Annotated in this window: 30 protein-coding genes, 2 pseudogenes and 1 other annotated feature; of the genes and pseudogenes, 5 read left to right on the top strand and 27 right to left on the bottom strand. The window is 39.7% G+C overall.

What is annotated here, in order from left to right; translation table 11 throughout:
- The first annotated feature begins 44 nt into the window (after positions 1 to 44).
- From NST74_RS15550 to NST74_RS15535, 4 genes are all read left to right on the top strand, one after another.
- Positions 45 to 821 carry a sulfite exporter TauE/SafE family protein gene (locus NST74_RS15550; protein ID WP_341113065.1) on the top strand — a complete coding sequence of 259 codons (777 nt, stop codon included), beginning with the start codon at positions 45 to 47 and terminating at the stop codon, positions 819 to 821.
- A 187-nt stretch (positions 822 to 1,008) separates the two neighbouring features.
- Complete coding sequence (locus NST74_RS15545) at positions 1,009 to 1,656, top strand: hypothetical protein (protein ID WP_341113064.1); 648 nt, start codon at positions 1,009 to 1,011, stop codon at positions 1,654 to 1,656.
- Positions 1,657 to 2,373 (top strand): cytochrome c biogenesis CcdA family protein, encoded by a 717-nt coding sequence (locus NST74_RS15540; RefSeq protein WP_341113063.1) that lies wholly within the window; start codon positions 1,657 to 1,659, stop codon positions 2,371 to 2,373.
- Positions 2,374 to 2,386: 13 nt separating this feature from the next.
- Complete coding sequence (locus NST74_RS15535) at positions 2,387 to 2,938, top strand: TlpA disulfide reductase family protein (protein ID WP_341113061.1); 552 nt, start codon at positions 2,387 to 2,389, stop codon at positions 2,936 to 2,938.
- A gap of 582 nt (positions 2,939 to 3,520) precedes the next feature.
- Here NST74_RS15535 and NST74_RS15530 read toward each other — a convergent pair.
- From NST74_RS15530 to NST74_RS15495, 9 genes are all read right to left on the bottom strand, one after another.
- A complete protein-coding gene (locus tag NST74_RS15530) occupies positions 3,521 to 3,967 on the bottom strand; it encodes a cupin domain-containing protein (RefSeq protein ID WP_445668142.1) in 447 nt (148 codons plus the stop codon).
- 163 nt (positions 3,968 to 4,130) lie between these two features.
- Positions 4,131 to 4,547, bottom strand: coding sequence for an SRPBCC family protein (locus NST74_RS15525; protein ID WP_091177033.1), 417 nt, complete (start codon positions 4,545 to 4,547; stop codon positions 4,131 to 4,133).
- Positions 4,540 to 4,860: an ArsR/SmtB family transcription factor gene (locus tag NST74_RS15520; protein WP_341113059.1), complete on the bottom strand. Its 321-nt coding sequence runs from the start codon at positions 4,858 to 4,860 to the stop codon at positions 4,540 to 4,542. The genes NST74_RS15525 and NST74_RS15520 overlap by 8 nt, the downstream gene beginning before the upstream one ends.
- Positions 4,861 to 5,454: 594 nt before the next feature.
- The gene (locus NST74_RS15515; RefSeq protein WP_341113057.1) at positions 5,455 to 6,255 is read right to left on the bottom strand and encodes a hypothetical protein; all 801 of its coding nucleotides are present in this window, start codon (positions 6,253 to 6,255) and stop codon (positions 5,455 to 5,457) included.
- 431 nt (positions 6,256 to 6,686) lie between these two features.
- Complete coding sequence (locus NST74_RS30000) at positions 6,687 to 6,893, bottom strand: S-layer homology domain-containing protein (protein WP_445668141.1); 207 nt, start codon at positions 6,891 to 6,893, stop codon at positions 6,687 to 6,689.
- A 41-nt stretch (positions 6,894 to 6,934) separates the two neighbouring features.
- A complete protein-coding gene (locus NST74_RS15510) occupies positions 6,935 to 7,243 on the bottom strand; it encodes a rhodanese-like domain-containing protein (protein WP_341113056.1) in 309 nt (102 codons plus the stop codon).
- A 47-nt stretch (positions 7,244 to 7,290) separates the two neighbouring features.
- Positions 7,291 to 7,533, bottom strand: a complete 243-nt coding sequence (locus NST74_RS15505) for a metal-sensing transcriptional repressor (protein WP_341113053.1) — start codon at positions 7,531 to 7,533, stop codon at positions 7,291 to 7,293.
- 61 nt (positions 7,534 to 7,594) lie between these two features.
- Entirely contained in the window at positions 7,595 to 8,041 is a 447-nt protein-coding gene (locus NST74_RS15500; protein ID WP_341113051.1) for a DoxX family protein, read from the bottom strand.
- A gap of 26 nt (positions 8,042 to 8,067) precedes the next feature.
- The gene (locus NST74_RS15495; RefSeq protein ID WP_341113050.1) at positions 8,068 to 8,289 is read right to left on the bottom strand and encodes an NAD(P)H-binding protein; all 222 of its coding nucleotides are present in this window, start codon (positions 8,287 to 8,289) and stop codon (positions 8,068 to 8,070) included.
- A 162-nt stretch (positions 8,290 to 8,451) separates the two neighbouring features.
- Between NST74_RS15495 and NST74_RS15490 the strand changes: the two genes are divergently transcribed.
- Positions 8,452 to 9,183 (top strand): hypothetical protein, encoded by a 732-nt coding sequence (locus NST74_RS15490; protein ID WP_341113047.1) that lies wholly within the window; start codon positions 8,452 to 8,454, stop codon positions 9,181 to 9,183.
- A gap of 289 nt (positions 9,184 to 9,472) precedes the next feature.
- On the opposite strand, the gene NST74_RS15485 is transcribed toward NST74_RS15490, so the two are convergent.
- From NST74_RS15485 to NST74_RS15400, 18 genes and pseudogenes are all read right to left on the bottom strand, one after another.
- Positions 9,473 to 9,799, bottom strand: a complete 327-nt coding sequence (locus NST74_RS15485) for a hypothetical protein (protein ID WP_341113045.1) — start codon at positions 9,797 to 9,799, stop codon at positions 9,473 to 9,475.
- A 384-nt stretch (positions 9,800 to 10,183) separates the two neighbouring features.
- Positions 10,184 to 10,426: a hypothetical protein gene (locus NST74_RS15480; protein WP_341113044.1), complete on the bottom strand. Its 243-nt coding sequence runs from the start codon at positions 10,424 to 10,426 to the stop codon at positions 10,184 to 10,186.
- Between the two features lie 170 nt (positions 10,427 to 10,596).
- A complete protein-coding gene (locus tag NST74_RS15475) occupies positions 10,597 to 10,971 on the bottom strand; it encodes a hypothetical protein (RefSeq protein WP_341113042.1) in 375 nt (124 codons plus the stop codon).
- Positions 10,958 to 11,413 carry an HIT family protein gene (locus NST74_RS15470; protein WP_052414613.1) on the bottom strand — a complete coding sequence of 152 codons (456 nt, stop codon included), beginning with the start codon at positions 11,411 to 11,413 and terminating at the stop codon, positions 10,958 to 10,960. Before NST74_RS15470 ends, NST74_RS15475 begins: the two co-directional genes overlap by 14 nt.
- A 58-nt stretch (positions 11,414 to 11,471) precedes the next feature.
- Positions 11,472 to 11,697, bottom strand: a binding site (T-box leader).
- A gap of 168 nt (positions 11,698 to 11,865) precedes the next feature.
- Positions 11,866 to 13,587, bottom strand: a complete 1,722-nt coding sequence (locus NST74_RS15465) for an ABC transporter ATP-binding protein (RefSeq protein WP_341113040.1) — start codon at positions 13,585 to 13,587, stop codon at positions 11,866 to 11,868.
- Entirely contained in the window at positions 13,584 to 15,365 is a 1,782-nt protein-coding gene (locus NST74_RS15460; RefSeq protein ID WP_341113039.1) for an ABC transporter ATP-binding protein, read from the bottom strand. The genes NST74_RS15465 and NST74_RS15460 overlap by 4 nt, the downstream gene beginning before the upstream one ends.
- A 649-nt stretch (positions 15,366 to 16,014) precedes the next feature.
- Positions 16,015 to 16,212, bottom strand: a pseudogene (locus tag NST74_RS15455) (rhodanese-like domain-containing protein); the annotation flags it as partial.
- A 157-nt stretch (positions 16,213 to 16,369) separates the two neighbouring features.
- Entirely contained in the window at positions 16,370 to 16,639 is a 270-nt protein-coding gene (locus NST74_RS15450) for a metal-sensitive transcriptional regulator (RefSeq protein ID WP_042127950.1), read from the bottom strand.
- A 22-nt stretch (positions 16,640 to 16,661) separates the two neighbouring features.
- Positions 16,662 to 17,180 (bottom strand): sulfite exporter TauE/SafE family protein, encoded by a 519-nt coding sequence (locus tag NST74_RS15445; RefSeq protein WP_341113036.1) that lies wholly within the window; start codon positions 17,178 to 17,180, stop codon positions 16,662 to 16,664.
- Positions 17,181 to 17,378: 198 nt separating this feature from the next.
- Positions 17,379 to 18,881 (bottom strand): alpha/beta hydrolase family protein, encoded by a 1,503-nt coding sequence (locus tag NST74_RS15440; RefSeq protein WP_341113034.1) that lies wholly within the window; start codon positions 18,879 to 18,881, stop codon positions 17,379 to 17,381.
- Positions 18,882 to 19,113: 232 nt separating this feature from the next.
- Positions 19,114 to 19,563 (bottom strand): annotated as a pseudogene (locus NST74_RS15435) (shikimate kinase); the annotation flags it as partial.
- A gap of 169 nt (positions 19,564 to 19,732) precedes the next feature.
- Complete coding sequence (locus NST74_RS15430; protein WP_341113033.1) at positions 19,733 to 20,236, bottom strand: DinB family protein; 504 nt, start codon at positions 20,234 to 20,236, stop codon at positions 19,733 to 19,735.
- A 376-nt stretch (positions 20,237 to 20,612) separates the two neighbouring features.
- Positions 20,613 to 20,786, bottom strand: coding sequence for a hypothetical protein (locus NST74_RS15425; RefSeq protein ID WP_341113032.1), 174 nt, complete (start codon positions 20,784 to 20,786; stop codon positions 20,613 to 20,615).
- Between the two features lie 116 nt (positions 20,787 to 20,902).
- Entirely contained in the window at positions 20,903 to 21,670 is a 768-nt protein-coding gene (locus NST74_RS15420; protein ID WP_341113031.1) for an ABC transporter permease, read from the bottom strand.
- Positions 21,667 to 22,416 carry an ABC transporter permease gene (locus NST74_RS15415; protein ID WP_341113030.1) on the bottom strand — a complete coding sequence of 250 codons (750 nt, stop codon included), beginning with the start codon at positions 22,414 to 22,416 and terminating at the stop codon, positions 21,667 to 21,669. Before NST74_RS15415 ends, NST74_RS15420 begins: the two co-directional genes overlap by 4 nt.
- Positions 22,413 to 23,135, bottom strand: a complete 723-nt coding sequence (locus tag NST74_RS15410) for an ABC transporter ATP-binding protein (RefSeq protein WP_341113028.1) — start codon at positions 23,133 to 23,135, stop codon at positions 22,413 to 22,415. Before NST74_RS15410 ends, NST74_RS15415 begins: the two co-directional genes overlap by 4 nt.
- A 71-nt stretch (positions 23,136 to 23,206) precedes the next feature.
- Positions 23,207 to 24,214 (bottom strand): sensor histidine kinase, encoded by a 1,008-nt coding sequence (locus tag NST74_RS15405; RefSeq protein ID WP_341113026.1) that lies wholly within the window; start codon positions 24,212 to 24,214, stop codon positions 23,207 to 23,209.
- A complete protein-coding gene (locus NST74_RS15400) occupies positions 24,211 to 24,888 on the bottom strand; it encodes a response regulator transcription factor (protein WP_341113025.1) in 678 nt (225 codons plus the stop codon). The genes NST74_RS15405 and NST74_RS15400 overlap by 4 nt, the downstream gene beginning before the upstream one ends.
- Positions 24,889 to 24,988 lie beyond the last annotated feature (100 nt).

The raw sequence follows: 24,988 nt of genomic DNA, 5'->3' as shown, positions 1-24,988 counted from the left end.
TCGATCATCGAAGCCCGCCATCGTTATAGAAAGAAGGGGAAAGTGTGGATATCACATTTATTGTTGTTATATTTTTAATTGGTTTTATCGGCTCATTCGTATCAGGAATGCTTGGCGTTGGAGGATCGATTATTAAGTACCCAATGCTCTTATATATCCCACCACTATTTGGAATAGCAGCCTTTACAGCACATCAGGTTTCAGGTATTAGTGCGATACAAGTATTGTTTGCATCAATTGCTGGCGTTTGGGCTTATCGTAAAGGTGGCTACCTCAATAAGTCACTGATCATCTATATGGGTGGATCTATATTACTTGGAAGCTTTATTGGTAGCTTTGGTTCGTCGTATTTATCAGAGCAGTCTGTAAATGTTGTATATGGGATCCTCGCTACAGTCGCGGCAATTATGATGTTCATACCTAAAAAACAAATAGATGATATTCCATTGGATAAAGTAACATTTAATAAAACTTTAGCCGTAGTTCTAGCGTTGATTGTTGGTGTAGGGTCTGGTGTTGTTGGAGCTGCAGGTGGATTCTTACTTGTGCCCATTATGCTGGTTGTGCTTAAAATTCCAACGCGGATGACGATTGCAACGAGTTTAGCCATTACTTTTATCTCCTCAATAGGAGGAAGTATTGGTAAGTTAATGACAGGACAAGTCGATTACTGGCCAGCAATTATTATGGTTATTGCTAGTCTTCTGGCGGCACCACTGGGAGCTAAAGTCGGTAAAAAAATGAATACGAAAGCTTTACAAGCTATCTTAGCAATTTTGATTTTAGCTACTGCTATTAAAATATGGATTGACTTATTCTAAAAGTGAGTCTACTATCTAGTTCTTAATGAGATTTTTTTGAAATATAGGAAACTTGAAGGAGGTGACGCCTGTATTGTACAGCGTCATCTTTTTATATACATTTCATAACGATGTTTACATTTTGATCAGGAACTTCTTGAGATAAAAGGAGGATAAAGTTATAAAATTTCTGTCATTAGGTCCATTCTTGATAAATGTTGAAATCCTCTTGTTAATGTTATCGACTTTCGCTGGTTACATGGCCTTGAAATATCGTTTGAGCAAGGCAGATGTGAAGGAAGATATAAGTGGTACCTATTTTACTGCACTCATTATTGGTTTTTTTGTATGGAAATTTAGTATTGTTCTATTTGATCCGATGTCAACGTTCCAACAACCGTTGTCACTTCTCTATTTTAATGGAGGTAATAAAGGAATTGGTTTGGCTGTTGTGATTTCGATTATATTTATAGGGATCCGTACACGTTTGGACGGTACTTCTATCATGATGAATCTGGATGTGTTGGGTACTGGATGGATAGTTAGCAGTAGTGTATATCATTTATTCCTTATTTTCACAGATAATACTAATTCACTATTTCACAGCTTGTATTTTTCAATGAATATTGGGTTTGCTGTTTTTCTTTTCAAGAAGAAAGAGGCAGTAGGGAATTCGGTAGTTGTCAATCAATTTATCGAATGGATTAGCTTGGGGATGATAGGTATATTATTTACCAAGAATGAGAGAGAACTATTTGTTTTGGGGTTTACAAAGGAACAAATTCTATTCTTTATCTTGTTCATCATTTCCTATATAGCAGACAACGTAATGAATAAGGAAAAAGGAGGCTCTTGAATGAATAGTCCAACAATAGCTGTTGCTCTTATAGCAGGGGTGCTTTCTTTTCTTTCTCCGTGCATATTTCCACTGATTCCGTCCTATGTATCTCATTTGACTGGATCCTTCGTACAAGACAACAAAATCAACGTAGAGAAAAAACTACTCTTAACAAGATCCATCAGCTTTATTCTAGGATTCAGTGTAGTATTTGTCGTTATGGGAGCATCTGCTAGCTTCATTGGTCAATTTTTTGCGGGAAATAGAGAAGTGGTTGAGAAAATAAGCGGTCTGCTTATCATTGTTTTTGGATTGCAAATGGCCGGAATTCTATCACTTCGTTTTCTCATGGTAAATAAGAAATGGGGCAATACTGGAACATCAAAGAAAGGGAATTTAAGCTCTTTTGTATTGGGACTAGCCTTTGGTTCAGGATGGACTCCCTGTGTAGGACTAGCATTATCCTCCATATTGTTGCTTGCTGGATCGACAGAGACGATGTATAGCGGAATGTTTTTATTATTTGTTTATTCCATCGGATTAGGGATTCCTTTCCTGTTGTTATCCATCATGTTGACTTATTCGTTGGGAATCTTAAAAAAAATTAATCGTTGGTTACCCTTGCTATCCGTTATTAACGGCTGGATCCTCGTTGTTATGGGCTTGTTGTTATTCACGGGGCAATTGCAGAAATTAAGCGCCTATTTCGCCCAGTTTACAGTATTTACTTATTAAAAAGGGGTGTATTATGAAGAAAAATATGTTTGCACTCATAGTGATTATATTATTATTTACATGGGGGATATTCGATTACAAGAAGAATCAATCAGGTCAATCGTATAACATCCAACAGGAGCAATCTATCGAGGTGGTAGGGATAAAAAAGGGTAACGAAGCCCCGGATTTTGAGCTGCTGAATTTGGAAGAACAGCCAGTAAAGCTTTCTGATTTCAAGGGTAAAAAAGTAATACTAAACTTCTGGGCTACGTGGTGCCCACCATGTAGAACTGAAATGCCCCATATGGAAAAGTATTATACTGATTACAAGGATGATACAGTGGTTTTGGCTGTGAATTTAACCAATACGGAACAAAAAACAGCTAATGTAACAGGTTTTATTGAACAATTTGGATTGAGTTTTCCCGTTGCGTTGGACAGTGAGGGCGTTGTGAGTAGCAAGTACCAAGTAGTTGCTTATCCTACATCTTTTATAATAGATTCTCAAGGCATTATTCAAGAGATCTATCAAGGCGCTATCAATTATGAGTTAATTAAAAAAGCATTGTCTAACGTAGATTAATAACACAAGGATTACCTCTCTAAAAAAAGAAGGTTCAAAAATAAACTGAGCCTTCTTTTAGAGAAAGCAACTAATTCATTAGATTTCTTATAATATAGAAAACTTTGTGTCATTCAATTTTAAGAGGTACGTTTCGTGTCAATAAAGGTGGGGAAGTTAATCACTGTACACAGGTTAAATTATTTTACATACTACTTACTCACAAAACCCGTATTTTGTACATATGTCTTGAAGATTGCATAGCTCCTTTATTTACATGCTTTCTAATGTCATTGTGTCACAAACAAACATTTAATACAGATCCCTTGATTTATCATTGTCCATTAAACTTAAATCCCTTCCTTCCAGTGATATGTGACAGTAATAAAAATTCGCATATTAGTTTTGATTCTCTTCTGGAACTAATAAAAGGTGCGGATGCTATCACAGTTAGTGATATTACTAACAGAGCTGAACTCAAGCATGGAACTTTCTATTTAGGGGTCACCTCACGTAACGGAAAAATCGTACGCTAAGCAATTCATTACATGAAAAACCCGGACCCTTTATTCTAAAAAGAATCCGGTTTTCATAATCGGTTAGTTAAACAACGCTCTTCCTCCATTCGACAGGATGCTCAAGTATTACCCCGTCTGTCTCCACCCATTGGGTAAGGCTGTTCTCTTTGGCTTGAATAACGATAAAATACAGGTCTTCCGAAGCGGACGTATTCCGCAATGCCCTCACTCCGTCAGGAGCAATTCGAACTGAAGTTCCTTCGAACACATCTAATTCATTTCCGTCGACTTGAAATTGACCTTGTCCTTTAAGAAAGATGTAGAGTTCCTCATTTTCTTGGTGTTTGTGATAGAAGGGGATTTCTGCCTTTGGGGGAAGATTATTAAGTGAAACTTCCATGCTCGTAAGTTTTAAGGAATCTTTTAGAAAAATTTTCCCTTTTAGCATTCCTTCCGTGACGTTTCCAAAATTCGAAAATGCACCAGCATGGTTAACTGAGCAATTCGCTTGATTCAGCTCCAATTGATTCACCTCATCTTAGTTCTAATTGTATCAGTAACAGAGTGATAACTGCACTTCGATGAGCGCCCCTAAAGACGCCCTCGTCATTGCAGACGTTGTCAGCCGTGGTTATTACCACGATTACACTCGTCAAGCCGGGACTTCCAGAGGTTTAGTCTAAACCAATGTTAAACTAAAAGGCTGGTAGGGTTTTGCCTGTTTCGAGCAGGCTCTTTAAATTGCTGAGAATGGAAGGCCAGCCATTATTAAATCCATCCTTCTCTAATATATCATCGTGACTGAGAGTCAATTTTACAGTAGAGTTCATAGGTGTTAATTCATATGTAACTTTGGAGAATCGCTCCCCTTCAACGTCTCTGACGCTCCAGGTAACTGTGAGTAAACGATAGGGCTCACATACAAGAACTTCACCATGATGATCAACCTTATCTTTATCCATCAATTTAAAGCTGGAGCCAACTTGCCAATCTGAGATGATTTCACGACCGAAAAAATACTGCTTGGTGAATTCACTGTTAGTTAGGGCTTGCCAAAGCTTCTCAGGAGTAGTTGCGATGTAAGTCGTATAAACGAATGAAGTTTTATTCATGATTAGAACCCTCCTCTAAGGCTTGCTTTAGTGTGTTTAATGCTTCAATCCGGTGATGCTCAAACTTGCCGATCCAGCGTTGATAAATTTCCCCGATAGGTATCGGATTTAAATAATGCAGCTTCTCACGGCCTTGCCAAACGACAGTTATAAGGTTTGCCTCTTCCAGCAGCTGAAGGTGCTTCGTAACAGCTTGACGAGTCATAGTTATTTGTTTACAAAGTTCTCCTAAGGATTGTCCATTATTTACGAACAAGAGGTCGAGTAAATCTCTGCGAGTTCCATCGGCAAGTGCTTTAAATACTTTGTCCATACTTTCATTATATGCAATAATTTAGTTGCATGTCAAATCATTAAAAAACCTGTGGCATATGCAGCAGGAACTAGACCTTGGTAAACCTTTATTGAGTTAGTACCGTTTTCAGTTCGAACATTCATCATCTTCCATAAAAAACACCTCAACTGGAGTAGTTTTCAATAATTATGCTTCTTTATATAAGAACTTACGTAATAATCAGTTCATAATTTTTTGGATAATCAATGGATATCCGTGCTGGTACATAGGATTTCATTTTTGAAATAGCTTTCTTTTTTCTTAAGCTATGATTGGGGCATAGATATTCAGTGATTCTTGTGTTGATTGTATTCTCATAATACATCTTAAAGTTTATACTTTTAGCGCTCTTACCTTTAACCTCTTGGTATTTAAAAGCCATTTTGAAGTTATCTTTTGTGCTGATGTGAGAATTTATAAGAACTTTATCTTTAAGACATAATCTACATTCTTGAAGCATTCGTGCCCCAGCTCCCTGCTGACATGCCTTAACGGTCTATATATTTGACACAGGCCCCTCAAAAAAATAACAGAACCCTTAAAGCACTTTAAGGGTTCTGTTCATTATTATATTTATTTGACATATTTACTTGCATACTTGTCAAGAAGCATTTCGGATTTGTTCAATTGCTTAATTCCTTCTGCCTTCTTTTTTTCACCTGCATTAAATTTGGACCAATTTATTTTGGTCGTCTTCAAGCTGTCCCGCATTATAGTGAGCCCTTCCAGTTGGAGTTTTGCTCCTGCCAGAAAGTAGGTATGTATTTCTTTCAACTCTACATTATTAGCTTTGAGATTTTTCAACCCGGATACAAATTTAGTATAATTGGGCAATACAGTATTGTTTAAAGTAAGAAAGAGTGTTTTTCTGGTTGAATCGTTCAGGAGTCTATTTTGATTTAACGTAGTTATGGCTTTCTTTTCATAGCTTCCTAATGGCTGCAACTGCTCAATGTAATCTTCCAGATCCTGTAACATAATTTCTTCGTGTGTAGGTTCCTTTATAACTACCGGCTTAGTTGGTTCAGGAATGACTGTATAATCATCCACCACTTGAACAGTAAATACATAAGGTTCAAACTTTTCTCCAATATTGACAGTTAAGGTAGCATTCCCTTTATTTATTGCATGAAGTTCAGAAACCCATTGCGTTTTTCGTACGACCTTGACAACATTCTCATCTGAAGAGATTGGAGTGAAGTCATGTTCCGTAACGTCTGCATCGGTCCAGTCAGTAATGGCTATTTCGTATGACTTCCACTCCCCAACTCTTATCTCAACAGGTTTGGTCACTTTGACAATGTCGGTGATGTTCCGTGCAGCCGCATAAATACTGCCAGCCCCATATACAACCGATACTATAATTGCTAGCATTAGCGAATAAATCCAACTCTTTCGTTTCATATAGCCTTATCCCCGCTTAATTATTAATAGTAAAGCATCTACCAATTTTGCTAAGACATTTCATGAATAGGTCGCAGGTAGCAAAAGCAGCATATTGCTTTCCTCTTATATTATATAACTTAGCAGGAATAATTGTCTTATTTTTTTGGGTTATCTTCCCATTTCGGGGTACCCTCTTTAACTGATTTATTCCATACATGGAAAAGGGGCAGCCATCTTCGTCCGGTTTCCGGCATTGTCATACTCATAAAAGGATCGGTTTTACGTCCGGGTCTATTCTGATCAGCTCTCACAAATATCCGTCCTCCAGCAGATTCCTGGCGGACGGATATTCAGCTTGTTATTTAATGCAATTATATACAATCTGTGCTGCCTCTTCCTGGGTGCGGCAGCCCTTGGGCTCAGTTCCTTACCCAAGTCCGTGAGTATTCCCGCTTCACCTGGGCCTCAGGTGCAAACACATAGCTGCTTACACCCTGTACCACCTCTCTCGCCGCCAAGTAGTCAACGGCACCGGAATACCAGTTGCCCGGTGCAACATCATTGAATTTGATTTCGTTATCCCCTAAAGCATAATTTGAAAAATGGGAGGTCTGGAAGTTAACCAAACGTCGATTTGTTTCTGCTCATTGCTGGTAATTGTTAATATTTATTCACGAACCAATTTGTCAGTCCATGCAAGGAGACCGCCGGTCATATTAATAACTTTAAATCCCTTAGCGTTTAGAAGTTCACAAGCCATTCCACTGCGATTACCGCTGCGGCAGATCACGATTGTTTCACGAGCAGGGTCAAGTTCGTTCAGTCTCAAAGTCAGTTCACCGAGCGGAATATGCTTAGCACCTGCAACGTGGCCTTCCTCCCATTCTTCGAGTTCACGAACATCGAGCATCGAGAACGACTCCCCTTGATTAAGACGCTTGGCTTGTTCACTAGAGTTTATTTCTTTAAAAGTCATGCTGTATTCATCCTCCTGGTGTTTGATTATCTTTAGTCTTCCCGTACTCATCTGCTTTTTACAAGTAATTCCACGGCTTCTTTGACCATTTTTCCTGGATCGGGATTACCTTTGGCTTGTTCTTCTAAAATGCACTGCTGCAAATTCTCCGCCACAATTTGAGCAGGCGCTCTGTTGGAGGCATTGAGAACCGCTGACAACTGTGAAACGACCTCTTTACAAGACTTGCCTTCTTCCATTAACCGCAGCACGCCGCGAATCTGTCCTTCGATCCTGCGCAAATTTATCATTGCCCTTTAACTTAAACCCCTCCTTCTTTGTGACATGCGGCAGAAAGAAAAATCCACATATTCATTTTTTTATACGTGGATTCAAACTTGAATTTATCGTTTCGGTTGTTTTCCTGTAACTGTGGACGATCATTCGGTTTAATCCTATACACCAAATTCGAAGTTCATATGTTACTCTACTTAAACTAAGATTAGTAGTAAAATAAGTGCTTAGTACACCTATTACTAAAATCGTTGCTATTGCTTTCATTGAATCCTTAACACGAACGTGTGTAATGACACCACTAATTCCTACTGCTACTAAAATCGCTGCACTAATGATAGCAGCTGTTTTGTTCCAAAAACCAATAATTAAAAGAATTGCAGCACCTAATTCAATAATTCCTGTGAAAACACGGAACCATTGTGGCAGACGCCATTGTTTTAAAGCTTCAATATGCATTTTTGAACCAAAAACCTTTCCTATACCTGCCCCTAACATTATGGCTAAAACCCTTGTATAATCCACGCTAAAATTGTCAAATTCATTTCCTCCTATTTGTTATAAACAATTGGCATTTTGCTAATCCATTTATCTTTTCGTAATGCTTCAAACATGCAAGCTGCTACGTTTTTACGTGAAACGTTAAATTTGCCCGATGTATCACCGAATGAAGTCGCATAACCATTCCCTTCTTTATTTACATTTGGATTAATGATTCGTACGACGGTCCAATCCACTTTGCTCATATGAATGAGCTGTTCAATAGCTTTCATTTCTGCGAAACCAGTTGGATACAGTATTTTCGCCATTATGTTAGGCATCACTGTAATCGGTTGTTATTGTACATCGGCTGCGAACCTTGAATTCGTACGGTTTACTTAGGAAGGGTATCACTTCAACTCATCCATGAATAGGCTGTTGTAATAAATTGAATAATGGAGGTATCCCAGATGACCTTTGGGAACAAATATCCAAACAGCCAGGCTAATCCATCCGTATCCCCCTACTTTACCCGTTACAATCCTTTCCCCTACTCTCATTACTACCATCTCTTCCGTTCAGAAAGCATTCTGGCAGATCTACCCTCAGACAGCGAAAACACCAAAAAAGAACTTTTAAATGGTTATAAGAACGAAAATGTATGCAGCGGACATGGAATTGAGCTAAATACCGGAGGAAAAGTAGGTGGTAAACACGGCATTGGTTTAAATGCTGGCGGAAATTTAGCCTTAGGTAGCATGAGTATGTATGCGGGCGGCCATATGGGCACTCCTTCATATGGAATCCATGCGCAAGGCAATACTCATCTGGACAGCAGCGAGGGTCTAGGGCTCATTGCCGAAGCCCAGTCCTTCGGCAAGTACGGGATTGCGGCTCAGGCAAAAACCCAGATAGGTGGCGGTCAAGAGGCAGGTTTTCATACGGGGGCGCAGGTCGGAGGAGAGTACGGTATGAGTGCTGATGCCGAAGGACACTTGGGGTTCAGTCAAGGCGCGGGACTGCAAACCCATTTACAGCTTGGTAGCGAAAATGGTCTCGGCGCCCAGGCCAAGGCACAATTCGGCGGCGGTCAAGGAGCAGGATTAGGTGTTGCCGGACAGGTAGGCAAATATAATGGAAAGTTAGGATTTAATATCGGCGGCAAGGACAAAGAAATCAAGGAGTAAAAGTTGCCCCAACGTTAAGTATAACCTTTCATTAGACATCCATTTAATCGTCATTGTGACTATATACTTGTCCCTTAGGAAATAGGTAATTAATTATAAGTTTAATTGATGAATATTAAATCGGTAATAAAACCATGTTTCTGTCCATTAACGGCTAAGGGATCAATTGAGTTGCACTTATCGTTTCAAGTTATCTCTATCTCCTATAGCCTAGCGAATCGTATACATGTAAATGTTAGCGAAATGCAACTGTTGTTGATAGTCTATCGGTTTAAAACGTTCCGTTAACTTACCAATATAAAAGCCACTGTCGATCCCTCTTTTGAGAGTCACAGTGGCTTTTATATATTAATTGAAGATTTTTGAAAGAAATAAGTGTATATATCCCTATTAAGTACAATTTAATTTCAGTACTTTTAATTAAATTATTTTGTTCAGCAGAATTCATTAATTTAGTAATAGAATTAAGCGCAGTATCATTGAAAATATACCATTGCCCCTTAGTAACGTCAAAAATCAACACTTTCGGGTTGTCTGTTTTATCTGCAAGTGAACTTTCTAGAATATAGGGATCAAATCTTTGAACACTTATCCCTGCTGCGTCTATAAATACCAATTCGAAAACATTAATTATTGGTTGCGCAAATTTCCCGATAGCTCATGATTCTACAAAGAATAAAACTGGAGTGCTCATCAACGCAAAAAAAGCTACTTATCATAATCTTCAGTATTAAGACTGCCGATGATCTGTTGGGTTCTCACTAGTACAGACCCTTCTACAACCACTGAGTACAGTTTTAAGGGCCTTTTGGTAAGTAAATGTTCGATAGCAAAACGTTAAGATCATGTCTACCGTATTCTCGGTCTACCGTAAACAATCATTCCTGGGAGACAATTGTTTTATGTTTTATTAAGCAGTATGATACCTCTTGATTTGAAAGCCACTTTTTATGTGTCTGGGGTATAACCTAGGGCTTGCTTATATTCCAGATCCATGGCATTAACAATTTGAAGGAAATGCTGCATCTAGCTCATTCTTTATAGCCCAATGTACTAATGTAGTACTATCCACGGTTTGCTGACAATGTAAGCTATTCAGAAAGGATACAACCAAGCTCTCCGAGCGGTAAAGCTCAGGAATTGAAATTGTAGTTTCTTTTGCATCAAGATACACGTCTGTAATCAACAATATATAATTGATTCCTGTTCTAAGTTCCCTACGTCCAAGAGAATAACTTGGCACTACCTTTTCGAACGTATTTACTTTACCTATCCATTCGTAAAAAATTTCTTTGGTTTAAACTCACTTGACCCCATTTTTCTAAATCATCATGAATTAGAAACAACTGACAATCACCAACGGAAAACCACCAAAGAACGTTCTCTTTTCGAATACAGATTAAGCAAGATGCTTCACCATTTTAAGGAACGACATTTATCAATAAACCTATCCGATTTAAATATTTGGAGTAGTAATATTTCAATCTGATCAAACAAAACATCGATTTTTGAATCGAGAATCTCTTTAATCGAATTTTCTACTTCCTTTAGCGTGGCAATAATCAATTCTGCACTATCACAAGAGTTATGTGCATCAATTAATGTTACAAACTCCCATGAAATGCTTTGCCAAACTAATAAACCATCCTCATTTTTATGTGCTCCACTCTCAATGTTTCCACCATACCTACCGATAGTTATGTGTTGAAATTTCTCTACTGATGGCAAATTGAGATATGCTTGTTCAGAACCAATCCAGTTTAAATCTGTTAAACTATTCGATTTCACGTTGAAGAACACCTCTCAATCGGGAACAGACTTCTTCTACTTGATTAACTGTACCATGTACTTCTTTATAGTTTCTGATATTTGTTGGATGCCATAATTCTTTGGGTGTGCCAGGGTACCTTGGGATAAGGTGAATATGAAAATGAGGAAAAGCATCCCCTTGTACAAAGCTATATACATGTTCAGCGTTTTCTGAGTCTCTTAATCCTCTACCTAACTTATTTAAAATAAAGCCAATAGCACGTGCTTCATCATCGTTCATATCACCATAGCCAGCTGCATGCCGCTTTAAATCTACTATAAGGTAACCCAAATAAATTAAAGGTTCATTAGATCCAATGTGTCCCACATACACAAATTCATCTTCATAAATGCACCCACCATTCACTTTAAGTTCACCATTATGTTTGCGGCATATAAAACAATCATTTGAAGACATCATTTTAGTATACGCTCCCTTATTCTCAATTTAAAATCCAAAGAAAAAAACCTATTGCCTACAAAGAGGCGTTAGGTTTTACCAAGCGCGGTACCACTCTTCTTGATTCGTGCTTGAATACAACGAATCATCTTTGGACCTGATAACGGAGGTTAGCCGATAAGACTTAATAATATTCAGTCTTATCACTCATGGGTGAGTTGAGGAACCTGTACACTGTCTCACACCTCCCGACAGTTCTCTGAGCAACAGGTATATCCCTTAATACTCCCAATATTTGCGTTTTGATAATATTTATTCAAGCTTATAGTTAACAATATCTTCCTGTCAATAACCCTTCGATCTTTTTCTTTCGGTTGATTTCCAACCTTTGTTAACTAAATTAGCGCTGATTGACTCGATCTATGACGCGATAGTTTAATGCGCTTAACATATTTTTATCTGTCGACTTGGCATTAATCTTGATAGATATTCTCTTGAGTGTCCACAAGCTTCCGATAATATCCCCCCAAAGCCATTAACTCACTATGTCCACCTTGTTCGACCACATGCCCATTATCCATAACCAATATAAGATCGGCATCTCGAATCGTGGATAAACGATGTGCAACAATGACTGTGGTTTTTCCGAGCCTTTCTTGTCTCAATGCAGCTTGAAATTTTCTTTCCGTTTCCAAATCCAAAGCGGATGTCGCTTCGTCCAGAATCAAGACTTCTGAAGGTCTCAGCAATGCCCTAGCCAGAGCCACTCTTTGGCGCTGTCCACCTGAGAGTGTAATCCCTCTCTCACCAATAATTGTATCGAGCCCATTCAATAGAGAGTGGATAAAAGATTCCAGTTGAACTATTTTTAGCACCCGCATAATGGCTTCATCACTTATTTCTTGCCCCATTACCAGGTTTTGGCGGAGGGTGTCATGGAACAGATAGGGCTCTTGAAGTACGATGGCCGTATTCATTTTCCAATCATCATAATCCCATTCTTTCAGAGGAATACCGTTTACAAGAACGTTGCCTTCCCCAGGGTCATGCAGCCCGAAGAGGATACCAGCCAGGGTTGATTTTCCGGATCCGCTTCCGCCGACGATTCCGATGGTCTTCCCTATAGGCAATTCGCACTCAATCTCGTGCAAAGCATCTGATTCCTGTTCCGGATAGCGGAATGTAATCTTATCAAGATATATTGTTTGTACACCGCTTTTAAGACGCCGCTCCCCCGATTTCTCAATGGGTTGTTCGGTAAATTTCATAATTCGTTCCACATGCGTTAAATGACCTATTATATCGGTTCCCGAATCGAATAAAGCAAGGACCGTTGATAAATATTGCGTTCCAAAAATATAAGTGACTACAAAGACACCTATCGACATTTGGCCATTATAGACCATATAAGCGCCATAGAAAAATATGAAGAGTAACGTGACCCATTCCAGTCCCTTACTCCATATGAGCTTTTTATTATTAGTCCGGACTTCTTGCATGCTATGATCGTAGTATTCTTTAAATAGGCTATTGTATCGTGACGAGTCCCATTCATCCAGATTATAGGCTGTAATTTCTCTGGTAGCAGATACCCCCTCTTCCAAACAGACCCCTAATTTATAACGGGCATCCCAAACCTTCTTCCGGGCTTCTTTTGTTTTAATTCCATAGAAGTATCCCAGCCATACATAAATAATCGCAGTAAGAATACAGATGAATAGCATTTTGGGGCTGACCCATGCAATGAAAATAATCAATGCAAGACTTAACGTCAAATTTTGAATAAAATTCCAGAGGCGATCTGATAAAGCGAATGGAACCAGATGGAGTTGCCATAAAAACAAACTCACCATATCATTAATACGTTCTCGTTGGATTCTCAGGATTGACACCTGATTGATATAACGCAGGAGCCATCCAGACATGTCCAGACGAAGTCTAGAATAATTTTGAAGGGATACGTAGGGACTTAGAAATGTCAATGAGGCATGCAGAAGATAGCACACACCGATTATCAAGATTGTTGAACGGAGGAGATTCATATCTCCCTTAACAATTACATCGTCAATTAACTGTTTTTGGTAAAAGTTCCCTCCAAATTGAGTGATGATCTGGATAACGGTTAGAACCAGTATTAGGACCAACAATAGCTTCTGCCGCTTTAGATATGTCCATGTCCATTTGAAGTATTTCATGCCATGTCCCCCTGCCCCTTAACAAGTTGGAAGAATTCACCACACGCATCTATCAATTCTTGATAGGTTCCTGATTCAACGATCTTTCCGCCCCTTAGATAAACAATAACATCATAATCTTTAATCGTTGAGATTCGATGGGCAACTGTAATCATGGTTCGGTTCTTCATCAAACGCCCTATGGCATCCGTTACTTCTACTTCATTAATATTATCCAAAGCGGCAGTGGCTTCATCCATCAGCAAAATCGAAGGGCTTTTTAAAAATAAACGGGCAAGGGATATTCTTTGTTTTTGCCCTCCTGAGAGTATGACTCCTCTTTCCTTTACCAGGGTGTCATAGCCTTGCGGCAAGCTCATGATAAAATTGTGGGCAGCAGCCGCTTTTGCAGCAGTTACCACCTCCTCGTCACTAGCTTGAGGTTTTCCGACCAATATATTCTCTTTGATCGTCGAGCCGAACAGGTAAGTTTCTTGAAAAATAATACCCACCTCTTCTCGCAGCTTCCAAAGTGGCCACCTTTTGATGTCGACCTGATCAATGGTAATTGAGCCTTCTTTAATGTCATAAAACCGAGGAATCAATTTCAATAAGGTAGATTTTCCTTCTCCGCTAGGGCCAACAATAGCAACTCGTTGCCCGGCTTTAATATTCATTGAAATCTCTTGTAACACGTCAGCTTTACCTTTATACGCAAAACTAACATTCTTAAATGTTACATTCCCTGCAACCTGTTCTATCACAGAGGGACTCTTGTCCTCTGTAATTTCAGGTTCCAGCTGATGAAGAGAATATAAACGTTCGATTTGCTTCAGCATCGTTCGTTGCTCGGATGTTAAAACGATAAAGGCGGTCATATTCTGCATAGCTATAAAAAAGTAAAGCAAAAAAGCAGAAATTTCACCTACGGTCAGGATGTTGGAGTTATGAAGGTAAACGGCATAGAGCATAGTTCCGATAGCGCCGGCATATTGTGCTAAACGTCGGAGTGACGTCCGGAGGTTTTGGTAAGAAAATGAGCGTAGCAATGTTTGGTTATGCAGGAGAACCGCAGATTCACTCCGACGGTTGCCCCACAGTTCAGCTGAATTAATCTTGAGTTCCAACTGAGAAGACAAGGTCTCATAGACGGTCTGATACAAATGAACCCTCTGGTCTCCCCACTGTTTCCCGTAATCGGATACTTTCTGATCCAATTTGGAACCGAACAAATGGTAAATAAGGATCGTTGGGATAAGAATAAGTGTAAGGCGAACACTCATCGTGCTCATTAAGAGGATCGAAACGGCGCTGAACAGTCCAGTACGTATGTATTTTGGGAGCAGCTCCCTGTAGTATTTTTGAAGGGAATCTACCTCCGTCTGTAATAAACCTATACTTTCTCCAACCGGATGTTCCTCAAAATAAGAAAATCCCATGCCCTTTATTTTTTGATAGACACTGTACTGAATATCTCTTGCAATATACTCTTGCATGCTTCTTTCCATGGTATTTTTTTTATATGATAGAAGAATGCTGACGAAGACCAATATCACCAAGCTGAAGATAGCGTAGATAATAAAATGCGGATTTCGTACAGGCAACACCTTATCAATGAAGATCTGTAGGGATTTTGGTAATAATAGCTCAATGATTGCAATAATGATTCCCAACAATACAGTCAGGGTAAACGTAATCCGGTATGAGCTTAAATACGATAGAATCCATCTGTACATTTGCGAATAAGATTTATTGATAGCGGTTTCATTTTTAGTTTCTGGGTTAATTTGACCAATCATCAATGTTACTCCTGTCTATTTTCATATTTAAGAGGTTCAATGATTCACACATCGCCACTTGTTTGACGTTTACATTCAACCTCCTCTCATATATTAATAAAAATAACTATTAATGTATATAATATAAAGCATGATAATGTATGTAATATATATCATTTATTGTATGTGAAGGATTGTAATATGAAGTGAGAAAGCTGATTTTGATCAAAAATAATAGCCCATGACTGATTCGTGTAGATTGAAGGTTATCACCTCATACCTACACAAGGAGAATCAGAACATGAACTATACTCACTTAGAATAATCTAACATAGTAGGTCATGAGAAAGGCAAAAAAATGATTGAAATCCAAACAAATTAAGTATTACCGGAGTTTCCGTCTGAGCGGATCCCCTTCCATTTATCTTCTTGTGGTTATTACAGCTCGCGATCGATAATTTTCTTCGCCAGGACATCCGGAGCCATTACAACCGCCGAATGATCCTGACCGGGCAGGGTATCGATTTCAGCCAGAGGAAGCAGCTCGGCAAGCTGACGAGCTGCTTCATGGATAAATGGCTCGCTGTTCTAAGAAATGAAATGCTTAAAAACAGAGCCTCGCGCTGGGCACGGGGTTCTGTATTTGCTCATTGCTGGTGATTGTTATTATTTATTCACGAACCAATTTGTCAGCCCATGCAAGGAGACCGCCGGTCATATTAATAACTTTATATCCCTTAGCGTTTAAAAGCTCACAAGCCATTCCGCTGCGATTACCGCTGCGGCAGATCACGATTGTCTCACGTGCAGGGTCAAGTTCGTTCAGTCTCAAAGTCAGTTCACCGAGCGGAATATGCTTAGCACCTGCAACATGGCCTTCCTCTCATTCTTCGAGTTCACGAACATCGAGCATCGAGAACGACTCCCCTTGATTAAGACGCTTGGCTAGTCACTAGAGTTTATTTCTTTAAAAGTCATGCTGTATTCATCCTTCTGGTGTTTGATTATCTTTAGTCTTCCCGTGTTTATCTGCTTTTTACAAGTAATTCCACGGCTTCTTTGACCATTTTTCCTGGATCGGGATTACCGTTGGCTTGTTCTTCTAAAATACACTGCTGCAAATTCTCCGCCACAATTTGAGCAAGCGCTCTGTCGGAGGCGTTACGAACCGCGGACAACTGTGAAACGACCTCTTTACAAGACTTGCCTTCTTCCATTAACCGCAGTACGCCGCGAATCTGTCCTTCGATTCTGCGCAAACGGGTTTTGATCTCATTTGGATAATTGTAATCCATAACTGTCATCTCCTCATATATACTATACCTGGATAGGTATAGTATAGAGCAAAACAATTAAATATACACCTAAAAGATCCATGATTAAAGCATATCTCAGTACCTTTACATTTATTTTAGCGCTGATTTTTGATCCCAATGGCGCACCGATCAAGCTGCCAATGACTGTAAATAGTGTCGGCCATAAAGGTATAGTTCCTCCCGAAATTTTACCAACCACTCCGCCAATGGCTGAAATAAAGACTATCGCCAGTGAGGAAGCAATGGTCGTCCGTGCTGGAATGTGGAGCAGAGTGAGCATGACCGGAATCAGAATAAAAGCGCCTCCAGCGCCTACAATACCTGAAACGATTCCGACTATAAAGGAGGATATAATCGCAATCAAGGTATTGAATTGAAGCGCCTCCCCGTTTTCTTCCGTTCCCTTGCCCTGTATTAGCATGAGAATCACGGCGATGACCGCCAGAATACCATAAATCAGGTTAATAACGTCCCCATCAAGGAGTCCGGAGACAAAACCTCCGATCAAACTACCCGCCAATGGATGTTATGAACTTGAAGAAAGAGGACTTTATTGAAGGAATCGATCTGCTAGGCAACAAACTTAGAAGAACCCTCTTTTGCACATAAAACGAGCTTAATCCTCTTGGATAAAAATAAAAACTCCCCATCAGTAACGGTTTATATAAAACCTGTCTACATGAAGGGGGTTATCAATTTCGGTAGGCTGTTCAGTAATTTAAAATAGTGAAGTTAGAAACTTCACCTCCGGAAAGCGGCTATCCGGTCCTATCATTAAGATTCCATCTTGATTTTTCAGATACATATCGAAGAAATCCAGCATATAAGCGTTGATAACGGAGTTTGCTCTTTCAGGAGCAATCTTTCCTGTAACGCCCAGCATTTTGAATATCGGAGTAATGAACTGTACATCGGTAAAATTCAAATGCTCCGTATTTTCGACATAGAGGACTTGTCCCCCTTCTTCGACCGTATCGCGCATCCGTTCAAGCTCCAACTTTTTATCTTCCGTTACTTGATTCTCCCACTCTCTGGTTGAGCCCATACGGTTAATTTCTGCATCCGTGTAGACCCGGTTATCCATCACCATTTTTAATTTTTCGAAATAGCTTTCTGAGTTGAGAAACAAAAACGGTTTTCGCAGACTCTCTCTTTCACGTAGACGATAAAGCCCTCCATCCAGGTCTATGCCAACCGCGATTCGCGGATCGTAAGATGCGTCATAAGCCGTTGCTCCACCGATAGAATGACCGAACACCCCGACATGGTCGAGATCAATCCAGCCTTTTAGATGACTTGGAATCTGCCCTGATTGGATAAGCTCGAATTGGTCCAGCACAAACACTACATCGTCGGTTAAAACTTTCCCTAACTTGTCGCGATTTCTGCTTTCCGTCCGATAATCATGGTCAGCTGAGAATAAGTCGTTGGTTGTGCTGGTCGTAATTCGACCGTCCGGAAACTCGGTTGCAAATGTGTTGTAGGTGTGGTCGATCATTGCCACGATATATCCGTGACTCGCGAGATATTCGGCTTGCGACGTGTGGAGGAGCCTGGAAGAGCCGTTGCCGGGATTCGCAAGGATCAGTGGGTATGAAGTCTGTGCCGTAGAGATTGCCGCCTCCGAATATGCATGATTGGATACGTACTTCAGGTGTTGAAAAGTAAACCCGGGAAGACCATAGTTCGCGGCCATATAACTTAAAATCCGCGTATCGGGAATAAAAGAAGTTCGCTTACCACTTCCAGCTTGACTCGGATACCATACCTGAACCATTAATTCTCTTTTACCCTCTCTTGCTTTATCAAAAACCTCTTCTCTATTGGTATCCACAAAATGAAACGTTTGCGTTCCTACCTTGAATTTTCCTGTCAGTTCAGGGAGTTTAAATACAGGAAAAGCATACATGAGGACCGCTGTTCCGACCAGCATGATTGCTATTGCGGTATAAGCTGAACCCAATAGGAATCGAGGGATTTTTTTGTAACTGCTTTTTTTAAAATAACTGTAACCTGAAATGGCTAAAAAAATGACCGTTATGCAATATGGGAAAAACAGCTGAACTCTGTATCCTTCCACCGTCCAATGAATGACCAGTAAAACTGCGGCGATCTCGCTTGCAACGAATACTGGAATTATACGCTGACCTTTTTTTAATACGACTGATAATACAAACAAAATGATGTTTGATAAATATAGCAATAATTCAAACAATCTCATCTCAAGTCTCCTTTGAGAAAGCTTTAATTTTCATTTGTTCCAATCTTTCCTGCCTGGCTAGCCTCCCCCCCTCCTTTTGCTGCTTCAGTATAAAGACGCTTTCTGAATCCAAAATGTATCAGTCTCGTTACTGTAAACTGCTCATTAGCTTAATGAAAAGGCAGCCGATCATTTGACCGGCTGCCTTTGTGTATTGATTGAACTATCGTTCCCGTTAATTTAACAAGAATTGTTATAAAGCGAATCTATTTTTTATGATTTCAGCAACTTCACGAGCGTTGATTTTCGTATTGTTTATTCTCAAATAGTTTTCTTATTTAATTTCTCCCTCTAACGAGTTCAATCGATGTTGCTCCATTGTCAATTTCAGATCCTGTTCAGAGCGTGTGATATCTCTCTTTGTCGGTTTATGTTCAAGTCTATGGGGAGTCTTGTTACGCACTATTCTCTTCTCAAGATCGGCTTCAAGCTCAACAAAATAGACATCCGCACCTTGATCCTCAAATATTTTACAAATTTAATCCCAATCGCTCTGCAAATCAAATCCCCATACATATGTGAATATCATTCCATACATATTACTGGCGGCGGTCGCTTCAAATATATCCTGACGGAATTTATTCGATAATCCCCACATTTCACAACTGAAGTCAAAATAAGGAGCCAGCAGTTCTATCGTCAGTTACCGAAGCAACCGCTATTCCACTAGCGTTCCCCGTTAGTTCAATAGAATCAACAGTTTCAGACCGATGGTATCCTCTTGTCTATGATTCAAGCCACCACTTTCAATTCTATGATAAAACACTTGTAAATCTCACTATAGCCATACGGCGAAATGGGATATTCTTACTCTAAATTACTGGAGGTAGTGCTCCGTACTCGGCCCACTGCTCTTTTGTCGGGCCGTAAAGATCCGGCACACGAAGGCCTGCCTGACGCATCAGGACTGTCATCTGACCACGATGATGAATCTCATGCTTTAAGAGAATATCCAGCATTAAGCCGTTTGGCCATTGATCACCATACATATCGCTCATGATAAGCAGATTCTCATCTTTCCAACTCGACTGTATAGCATCAAGGAGCGCTTGTGAGGTCCTCTTATAGACTGACGCGATGTCTGCTGCCGAAGCTGGCACCGGCATATCTTCACCCGGTCCTTCGAAAGACAGTCCCGTCCGAGATGGCATTTCGTGCAACGTCTGTACAAGGTGCCATGCAACGCGTCCAAGCGTTCTATGATCGCTTGTTATCTGTTGGCCAAGAGACTCGTCGGTCAGCACCTCCAATGTCCGCATTGTTGCTTCCGTTTCATTCTGCCAAGTTGCGGCAAAATCTTTAATGTGTTTATACATATCCAACATCTCCTTTTTGTAATGGAATTAAGTTCATTATACCGAACACTAGTTCGTAAGTAAATATTTACATTTCTTTAAACTACCCTCGTAAACCAAACGAAGCTGCCGAAAATCATTGCGCTAATCCCCAAATGTAATTAACTACGTATGGTTAATACTTTTGATCATTTTGTTTACGCTAGCCTGCCCGTTAGCTCAACGATTCTTCGGTTATAAAAAACCAACAGGATAGTTCTCGTCGTCTTCTGCATCTAAATCGGGGTATCGATTAAAGACTGATTGGAAATGAACAATATTTTTCCTGTTCCTAGAACTAATGAACAGAAATCCCTTAACCCGTTTGGTTAAAGGATTTCTGTTAGAGCTACGTATATTAATTATTTAAACACTCGTTAACCCAGGCAATAAAATTATCGGTACTGGTTCCAGTCCGCTCAGCTGTTATGAAATCAGTAATATATTCAACCTTCCAGTCAGCAAAGATTGCATAAGTATATTTATTTTCTTCAAGTAAAGCTGATTCTATCTTATCGCGGCTTAGTTTCATTTTGGTCCTCCCTGACTTAATTTTTCGCTTTCGCTCTTCATAAATCGCTTTAAGCCAATCTTTATCCAGAGGGGTAATTCATTTCCTTATTTTTTTCAAAATGATAAAACCGAAAATTAGGCATCTCGTTTACGATAAAATACAATAGCTACTGTAATAAAGCTCAGTGTCCATAACATTGAAATACCTGTCCCTTGCATTGGTGTAAGGACACTAATTTCATCAGAGGAAGACGGCATATACATATAAGATCCTGCCGTATCCGGAAAATAGTTTAAATAATTATTAATAGTAGGTAGAAAAACTCTCGTTAATGGACTGACAATGAAATAATAACCAAGTAGTACCACTAAAGCAGGAGTGGTTCGTCTTATTAAAGCACCTATAGCTGCACTGAGAAGTGTGGTTAATGTTAGATAGCCTGTTGCACCTACTAATGTTGTTATCATTCTGTCTATTTCAATCACTACTGCTGTGTCTCTCATCATAATAAAAGTATAGAGTACACCTGATGCAGCAATAATAAACGCCACAGGAATGGTTATAATCGCCAATGCCAAATGCTTCATGGATAAATGAAACCCACGCCAAGGTATAGTAGTTAAAGTAGTTCGAATTTGTCCACCAGTATACTCCGAACAAGTAGCTAAGATACCAAGAATAATGAACCCTGCTTGAAGATATCCCATAGAAGCAAGTCCTATATTCAGTATACTTTGCGTTCCTGCTGTACCTTGTAGACCACCAGAAGTAAAAGCTGCAGCTAAAGCCAAATTAAGAATAAATGTAATCATAAGAGTGAGCCATATCAATGGTAATGTAACTAATTTCTCCAGTTCAGCACCAAGAATTTGTGTTATCTTTCTACTAGATGAGACACTCATGATGCAACGTCCCTCCTATGGAATACAATAGCTGCTGCAATGAAAATAGCGACTACCCAGGCAAACATGACTAAACCGCCTGTGAAGGGTGTGTGATATCTGTCGCTCATAGACATAAACATATCTATACCAGCACGATCTGGTAAGTAAAATGCCAACTTAGTAACCTTAGCAAGCAGTACACTAAAAGATACAACAGATGAATTTATCATGAGCACACTAAGCGGGATAATGCCATTCTTCGTTAGAATTGTAAGCCCAAATGCTAAAAGAGCAGTGAATGTCCAGTAACAAACTGCACCGATAAGTCTAGACCATTCAAATGCAGGAGTATATTCACCAAGAATAAGATGCGTAACTGGCACAATGGTTATAATTGCAACAATACAAATCAGTATGCTGATTACGGTCACAGCGCCTGCTTTAGCCAGCAAAAAATGAAGACGGGATGAAACAACAGTTAAACTTGTTGTAATCTGTTGCCCTCCACCAGATTCGCTGCTCTCTGTCAAATACTCACTGCTGACAGCAAGCACACCAAGGATGATGACGCCTTGTACACCAAAGCCTAATCCAATATAACCAACTTCCGGTAGACGTGTGCTGACTCCAGCAATAATATCCTCTTTTTGTGCTATACTGTCCAAGGCAGCAACGACCGCTGGGGCAAATGCTCCAATAAGTGAGGCAAGCCAAATACCCGGCAAGGAGAACAATTTAGACAATTCCGAGTGGAATATCCTCATACAACATCACCTGCATGTTCAGAGGTCAGAGCAAAATAAGCTTCCTCCAATGTGGAATGGTTGCCGATTACTTCTACTAATGTTCCATCTGCAACGATGACTCCATGCTTAATAATCACCACATCATCAACGGTCTCTGCAAGCTCTCCCATTAGATGACTGGATAATAACACCGTATTTCCAGACTCAGCACGTTCACGTAAAAATGTCCGAATCCACCGAATTCCTTCTGGGTCGAGCCCATTTACGGGTTCGTCTAAAATCAATATTTTTGGATCACCAAGTAGCGCAGCTGCTATTCCAAGTCTTCTCCCCATACCAAGAGAATACTTCCCAACTCTTTTCCCACCTGCATTAGTTAGACCTACTATTTCCAAAACTTCCTCGACACGTGAGTTAGACAATCCTGCGGCGCGAGCAATCCAACGCAAGTGTGCCCGTCCTGTTCGCATACGATGAGCTCCGAAACCATCAAGTGCGGCACCTACTGTTGCAAGAGGATTATGTAATTCTACGAATGGCTTTCCATTAATTAGTGCACTTCCTGAAGTGGCATGATCTAACCCAAGCAGGACACGAAGTGTTGTGCTTTTACCTGCTCCATTTGGTCCTAGAAAACCTGTTACTCTGCCTGGTCTAGCATTAAAGCTGATACCTGATAAAATTTTCCCAGTTCCGCGATGCTTGACTAAGTTATGAATTGTTATCAACCATAACACTTCCTTTCTGTTATGGTTCTAATTATAAAGAAGCAAGGTTACATCCTGTTTACTTCTGGGTTAACTTTAGGTTAAGCTCTACCAATAGCTACACTCATACCCTTTTCATTGGAATTATATTCAGCTTTCAGCTTCATTTTGCTTAACATATAATTTGAAGTCGATAAACCAATCCCAGCCCCACCCTCATACGAAGAGTTATCCATACCCGGACCTCTGTCTGCCACCATGATCAGTTCTTTTTCTACATCCACCACAATATTTGCATATTTCCCCTCTGCTGCATGGCGAAGAATATTCTGAAATAAATTATCCAGAACTCTTGTCATCCATTTTGGATCTGCTTCCCAATAAAAAGTCTCTTCTGTCGGTAAATCAACATCGAACTGAAATTCTTTTTCTTCAAATGCAGGATACCACGCAGCAACAGATGCTCTTACTAAACGTCCGATATCAATTGAAGCAGGCTCAAAGGGATATTTTCCAGATGTAAGCAATGTATAGGAAAGTAAATCATCCATTAATTCACCGACTCTTGTAATCGTATGGTTGATCTCTGTTAATGAGCTTTGTCCTTCCACACTTATGGATTCTTTATTTAATCTGGTGATATGTCCTCTCAAAATGGTAAGAGGCGTTCGTAAATCGTGAGACAAATTCGCAATGAGCCGATGTCGTAATAATTCCTCTTCATTTTCTCGCTTGCGACTGTCTTCAAGCTGCTGAATCATCCAATTAAAAGAACCTCCTAACTGGTCAAGTTCATCCATCCGATCACTTTGAACAGATATGGGCTCAGGAAATGAATTATGATTAGCTGAAAATGACATGGCTTCCTGTAAGCAGGTAAGACGTCTACGAAGTCTCAAGAAGAACAGCCAAGAAATTACAACGAAAGCAACCATAATAAAGCAAAACAAAAGCAGTGTAAAATAAAATAGATTTAACGTATTCAGTTGTTCTCCATGGTTAGCAAACCCAATGAACGCAGAGAAGAAAATCAGCACAATTGGTGGGAGAAAGATAAATAGAAAATGCACTTTCAGAAAACGACGAAATAACGATTGGGTCTGTCTCATAGTTTCACCCGATAACCTATTCCCTTTAATGTTTCAATAATCTCTGGGGAATCTGGATAACGTTCCAGCTTTTGACGTAATCGATGGATATGCACCATTAAGGTTTTATCACCCGTTATATATGTTTCTTCCCAGATGGCTTCATAGATTTGTTCTTTTGGTAAAACTTGATTAGGGTGGCGTAAGAAGTACATTAAAATATGATGTTGCTTCCCTGTTAATATAATTTCTTCTCCTGCGCGTTTGTCAAATACCATTTGGGCTTCTGAATCTACTTCAATATAATTTCCTAATGAAATGCGTTCGGAATGTGTTCCGCCACTTCGACGGATTAGAACTTCTAATCTTGCAACTAATTCATCCGTATGGAATGGTTTCGTTAAATAGTCATCGGCAAATTGTAAACCTTCTACCTTATCATCTATCGATGTTCGAGCTGTTAACAACAAAATAGGTACAGCAGGAGCTGTTTTTTTTAATCGTTTCCCTACAGTAAATCCGTCCAAACCGGGTAACATGATATCCAAAATAACGATTCCATACTGATTCACTTCTTTTTCGGCTCCATCACCAGAAAGCAGCCACTGAACCGAAAATCCTCGCTGTTCCAACTCTTCTTTTAGATAGCTGCCTATTTTCTCATTATCTTCAATGTATAATATGTTTCTTTTCAAGTAACATCCCTCTTTCTAAATTGAGTTCACTATCAGACAGATTAACCAATCAGGTAAATTACCAATAACTTGCTCCAATAGCGGCTTCACCTTGCATTCT

It is taken from the genome of Paenibacillus sp. FSL F4-0125 (assembly GCF_038008565.1).
Lineage (GTDB): Bacteria > Bacillota > Bacilli > Paenibacillales > Paenibacillaceae > Paenibacillus_AQ.
Note: the sequence above shows the minus strand (reverse complement) of the source record. Positions and strands in the feature narration are given on the sequence as shown.

What these genes read in the sequence shown, in the direction of transcription:
- NST74_RS15490 (WP_341113047.1), top strand. Translation starts at nt 8,452, where the DNA reads ATGGAGGTATCCCAGATGACCTTTGGGAACAAATATCCAAACAGCCAG.
- NST74_RS15420 (WP_341113031.1), bottom strand. Translation starts at nt 21,670, where the DNA reads ATGAGTGTCTCATCTAGTAGAAAGATAACACAAATTCTTGGTGCTGAA.
- NST74_RS15405 (WP_341113026.1), bottom strand. Translation starts at nt 24,214, where the DNA reads ATGAGACAGACCCAATCGTTATTTCGTCGTTTTCTGAAAGTGCATTTT.
- NST74_RS15430 (WP_341113033.1), bottom strand. Translation starts at nt 20,236, where the DNA reads ATGTATAAACACATTAAAGATTTTGCCGCAACTTGGCAGAATGAAACG.
- NST74_RS15515 (WP_341113057.1), bottom strand. Translation starts at nt 6,255, where the DNA reads ATGCTAGCAATTATAGTATCGGTTGTATATGGGGCTGGCAGTATTTAT.
- NST74_RS15525 (WP_091177033.1), bottom strand. Translation starts at nt 4,547, where the DNA reads ATGAATAAAACTTCATTCGTTTATACGACTTACATCGCAACTACTCCT.
- NST74_RS15535 (WP_341113061.1), top strand. Translation starts at nt 2,387, where the DNA reads ATGAAGAAAAATATGTTTGCACTCATAGTGATTATATTATTATTTACA.
- NST74_RS15450 (WP_042127950.1), bottom strand. Translation starts at nt 16,639, where the DNA reads ATGGATTACAATTATCCAAATGAGATCAAAACCCGTTTGCGCAGAATC.
- NST74_RS15510 (WP_341113056.1), bottom strand. Translation starts at nt 7,243, where the DNA reads ATGACTTTTAAAGAAATAAACTCTAGTGAACAAGCCAAGCGTCTTAAT.
- NST74_RS15540 (WP_341113063.1), top strand. Translation starts at nt 1,657, where the DNA reads ATGAATAGTCCAACAATAGCTGTTGCTCTTATAGCAGGGGTGCTTTCT.
- NST74_RS15520 (WP_341113059.1), bottom strand. Translation starts at nt 4,860, where the DNA reads ATGGACAAAGTATTTAAAGCACTTGCCGATGGAACTCGCAGAGATTTA.
- NST74_RS15425 (WP_341113032.1), bottom strand. Translation starts at nt 20,786, where the DNA reads ATGAAACTAAGCCGCGATAAGATAGAATCAGCTTTACTTGAAGAAAAT.
- NST74_RS15505 (WP_341113053.1), bottom strand. Translation starts at nt 7,533, where the DNA reads ATGATAAATTTGCGCAGGATCGAAGGACAGATTCGCGGCGTGCTGCGG.
- NST74_RS15470 (WP_052414613.1), bottom strand. Translation starts at nt 11,413, where the DNA reads ATGATGTCTTCAAATGATTGTTTTATATGCCGCAAACATAATGGTGAA.
- NST74_RS15465 (WP_341113040.1), bottom strand. Translation starts at nt 13,587, where the DNA reads ATGAAATACTTCAAATGGACATGGACATATCTAAAGCGGCAGAAGCTA.
- NST74_RS15460 (WP_341113039.1), bottom strand. Translation starts at nt 15,365, where the DNA reads ATGATTGGTCAAATTAACCCAGAAACTAAAAATGAAACCGCTATCAAT.
- NST74_RS15415 (WP_341113030.1), bottom strand. Translation starts at nt 22,416, where the DNA reads ATGAGGATATTCCACTCGGAATTGTCTAAATTGTTCTCCTTGCCGGGT.
- NST74_RS15440 (WP_341113034.1), bottom strand. Translation starts at nt 18,881, where the DNA reads ATGAGATTGTTTGAATTATTGCTATATTTATCAAACATCATTTTGTTT.
- NST74_RS15495 (WP_341113050.1), bottom strand. Translation starts at nt 8,289, where the DNA reads ATGAAAGCTATTGAACAGCTCATTCATATGAGCAAAGTGGATTGGACC.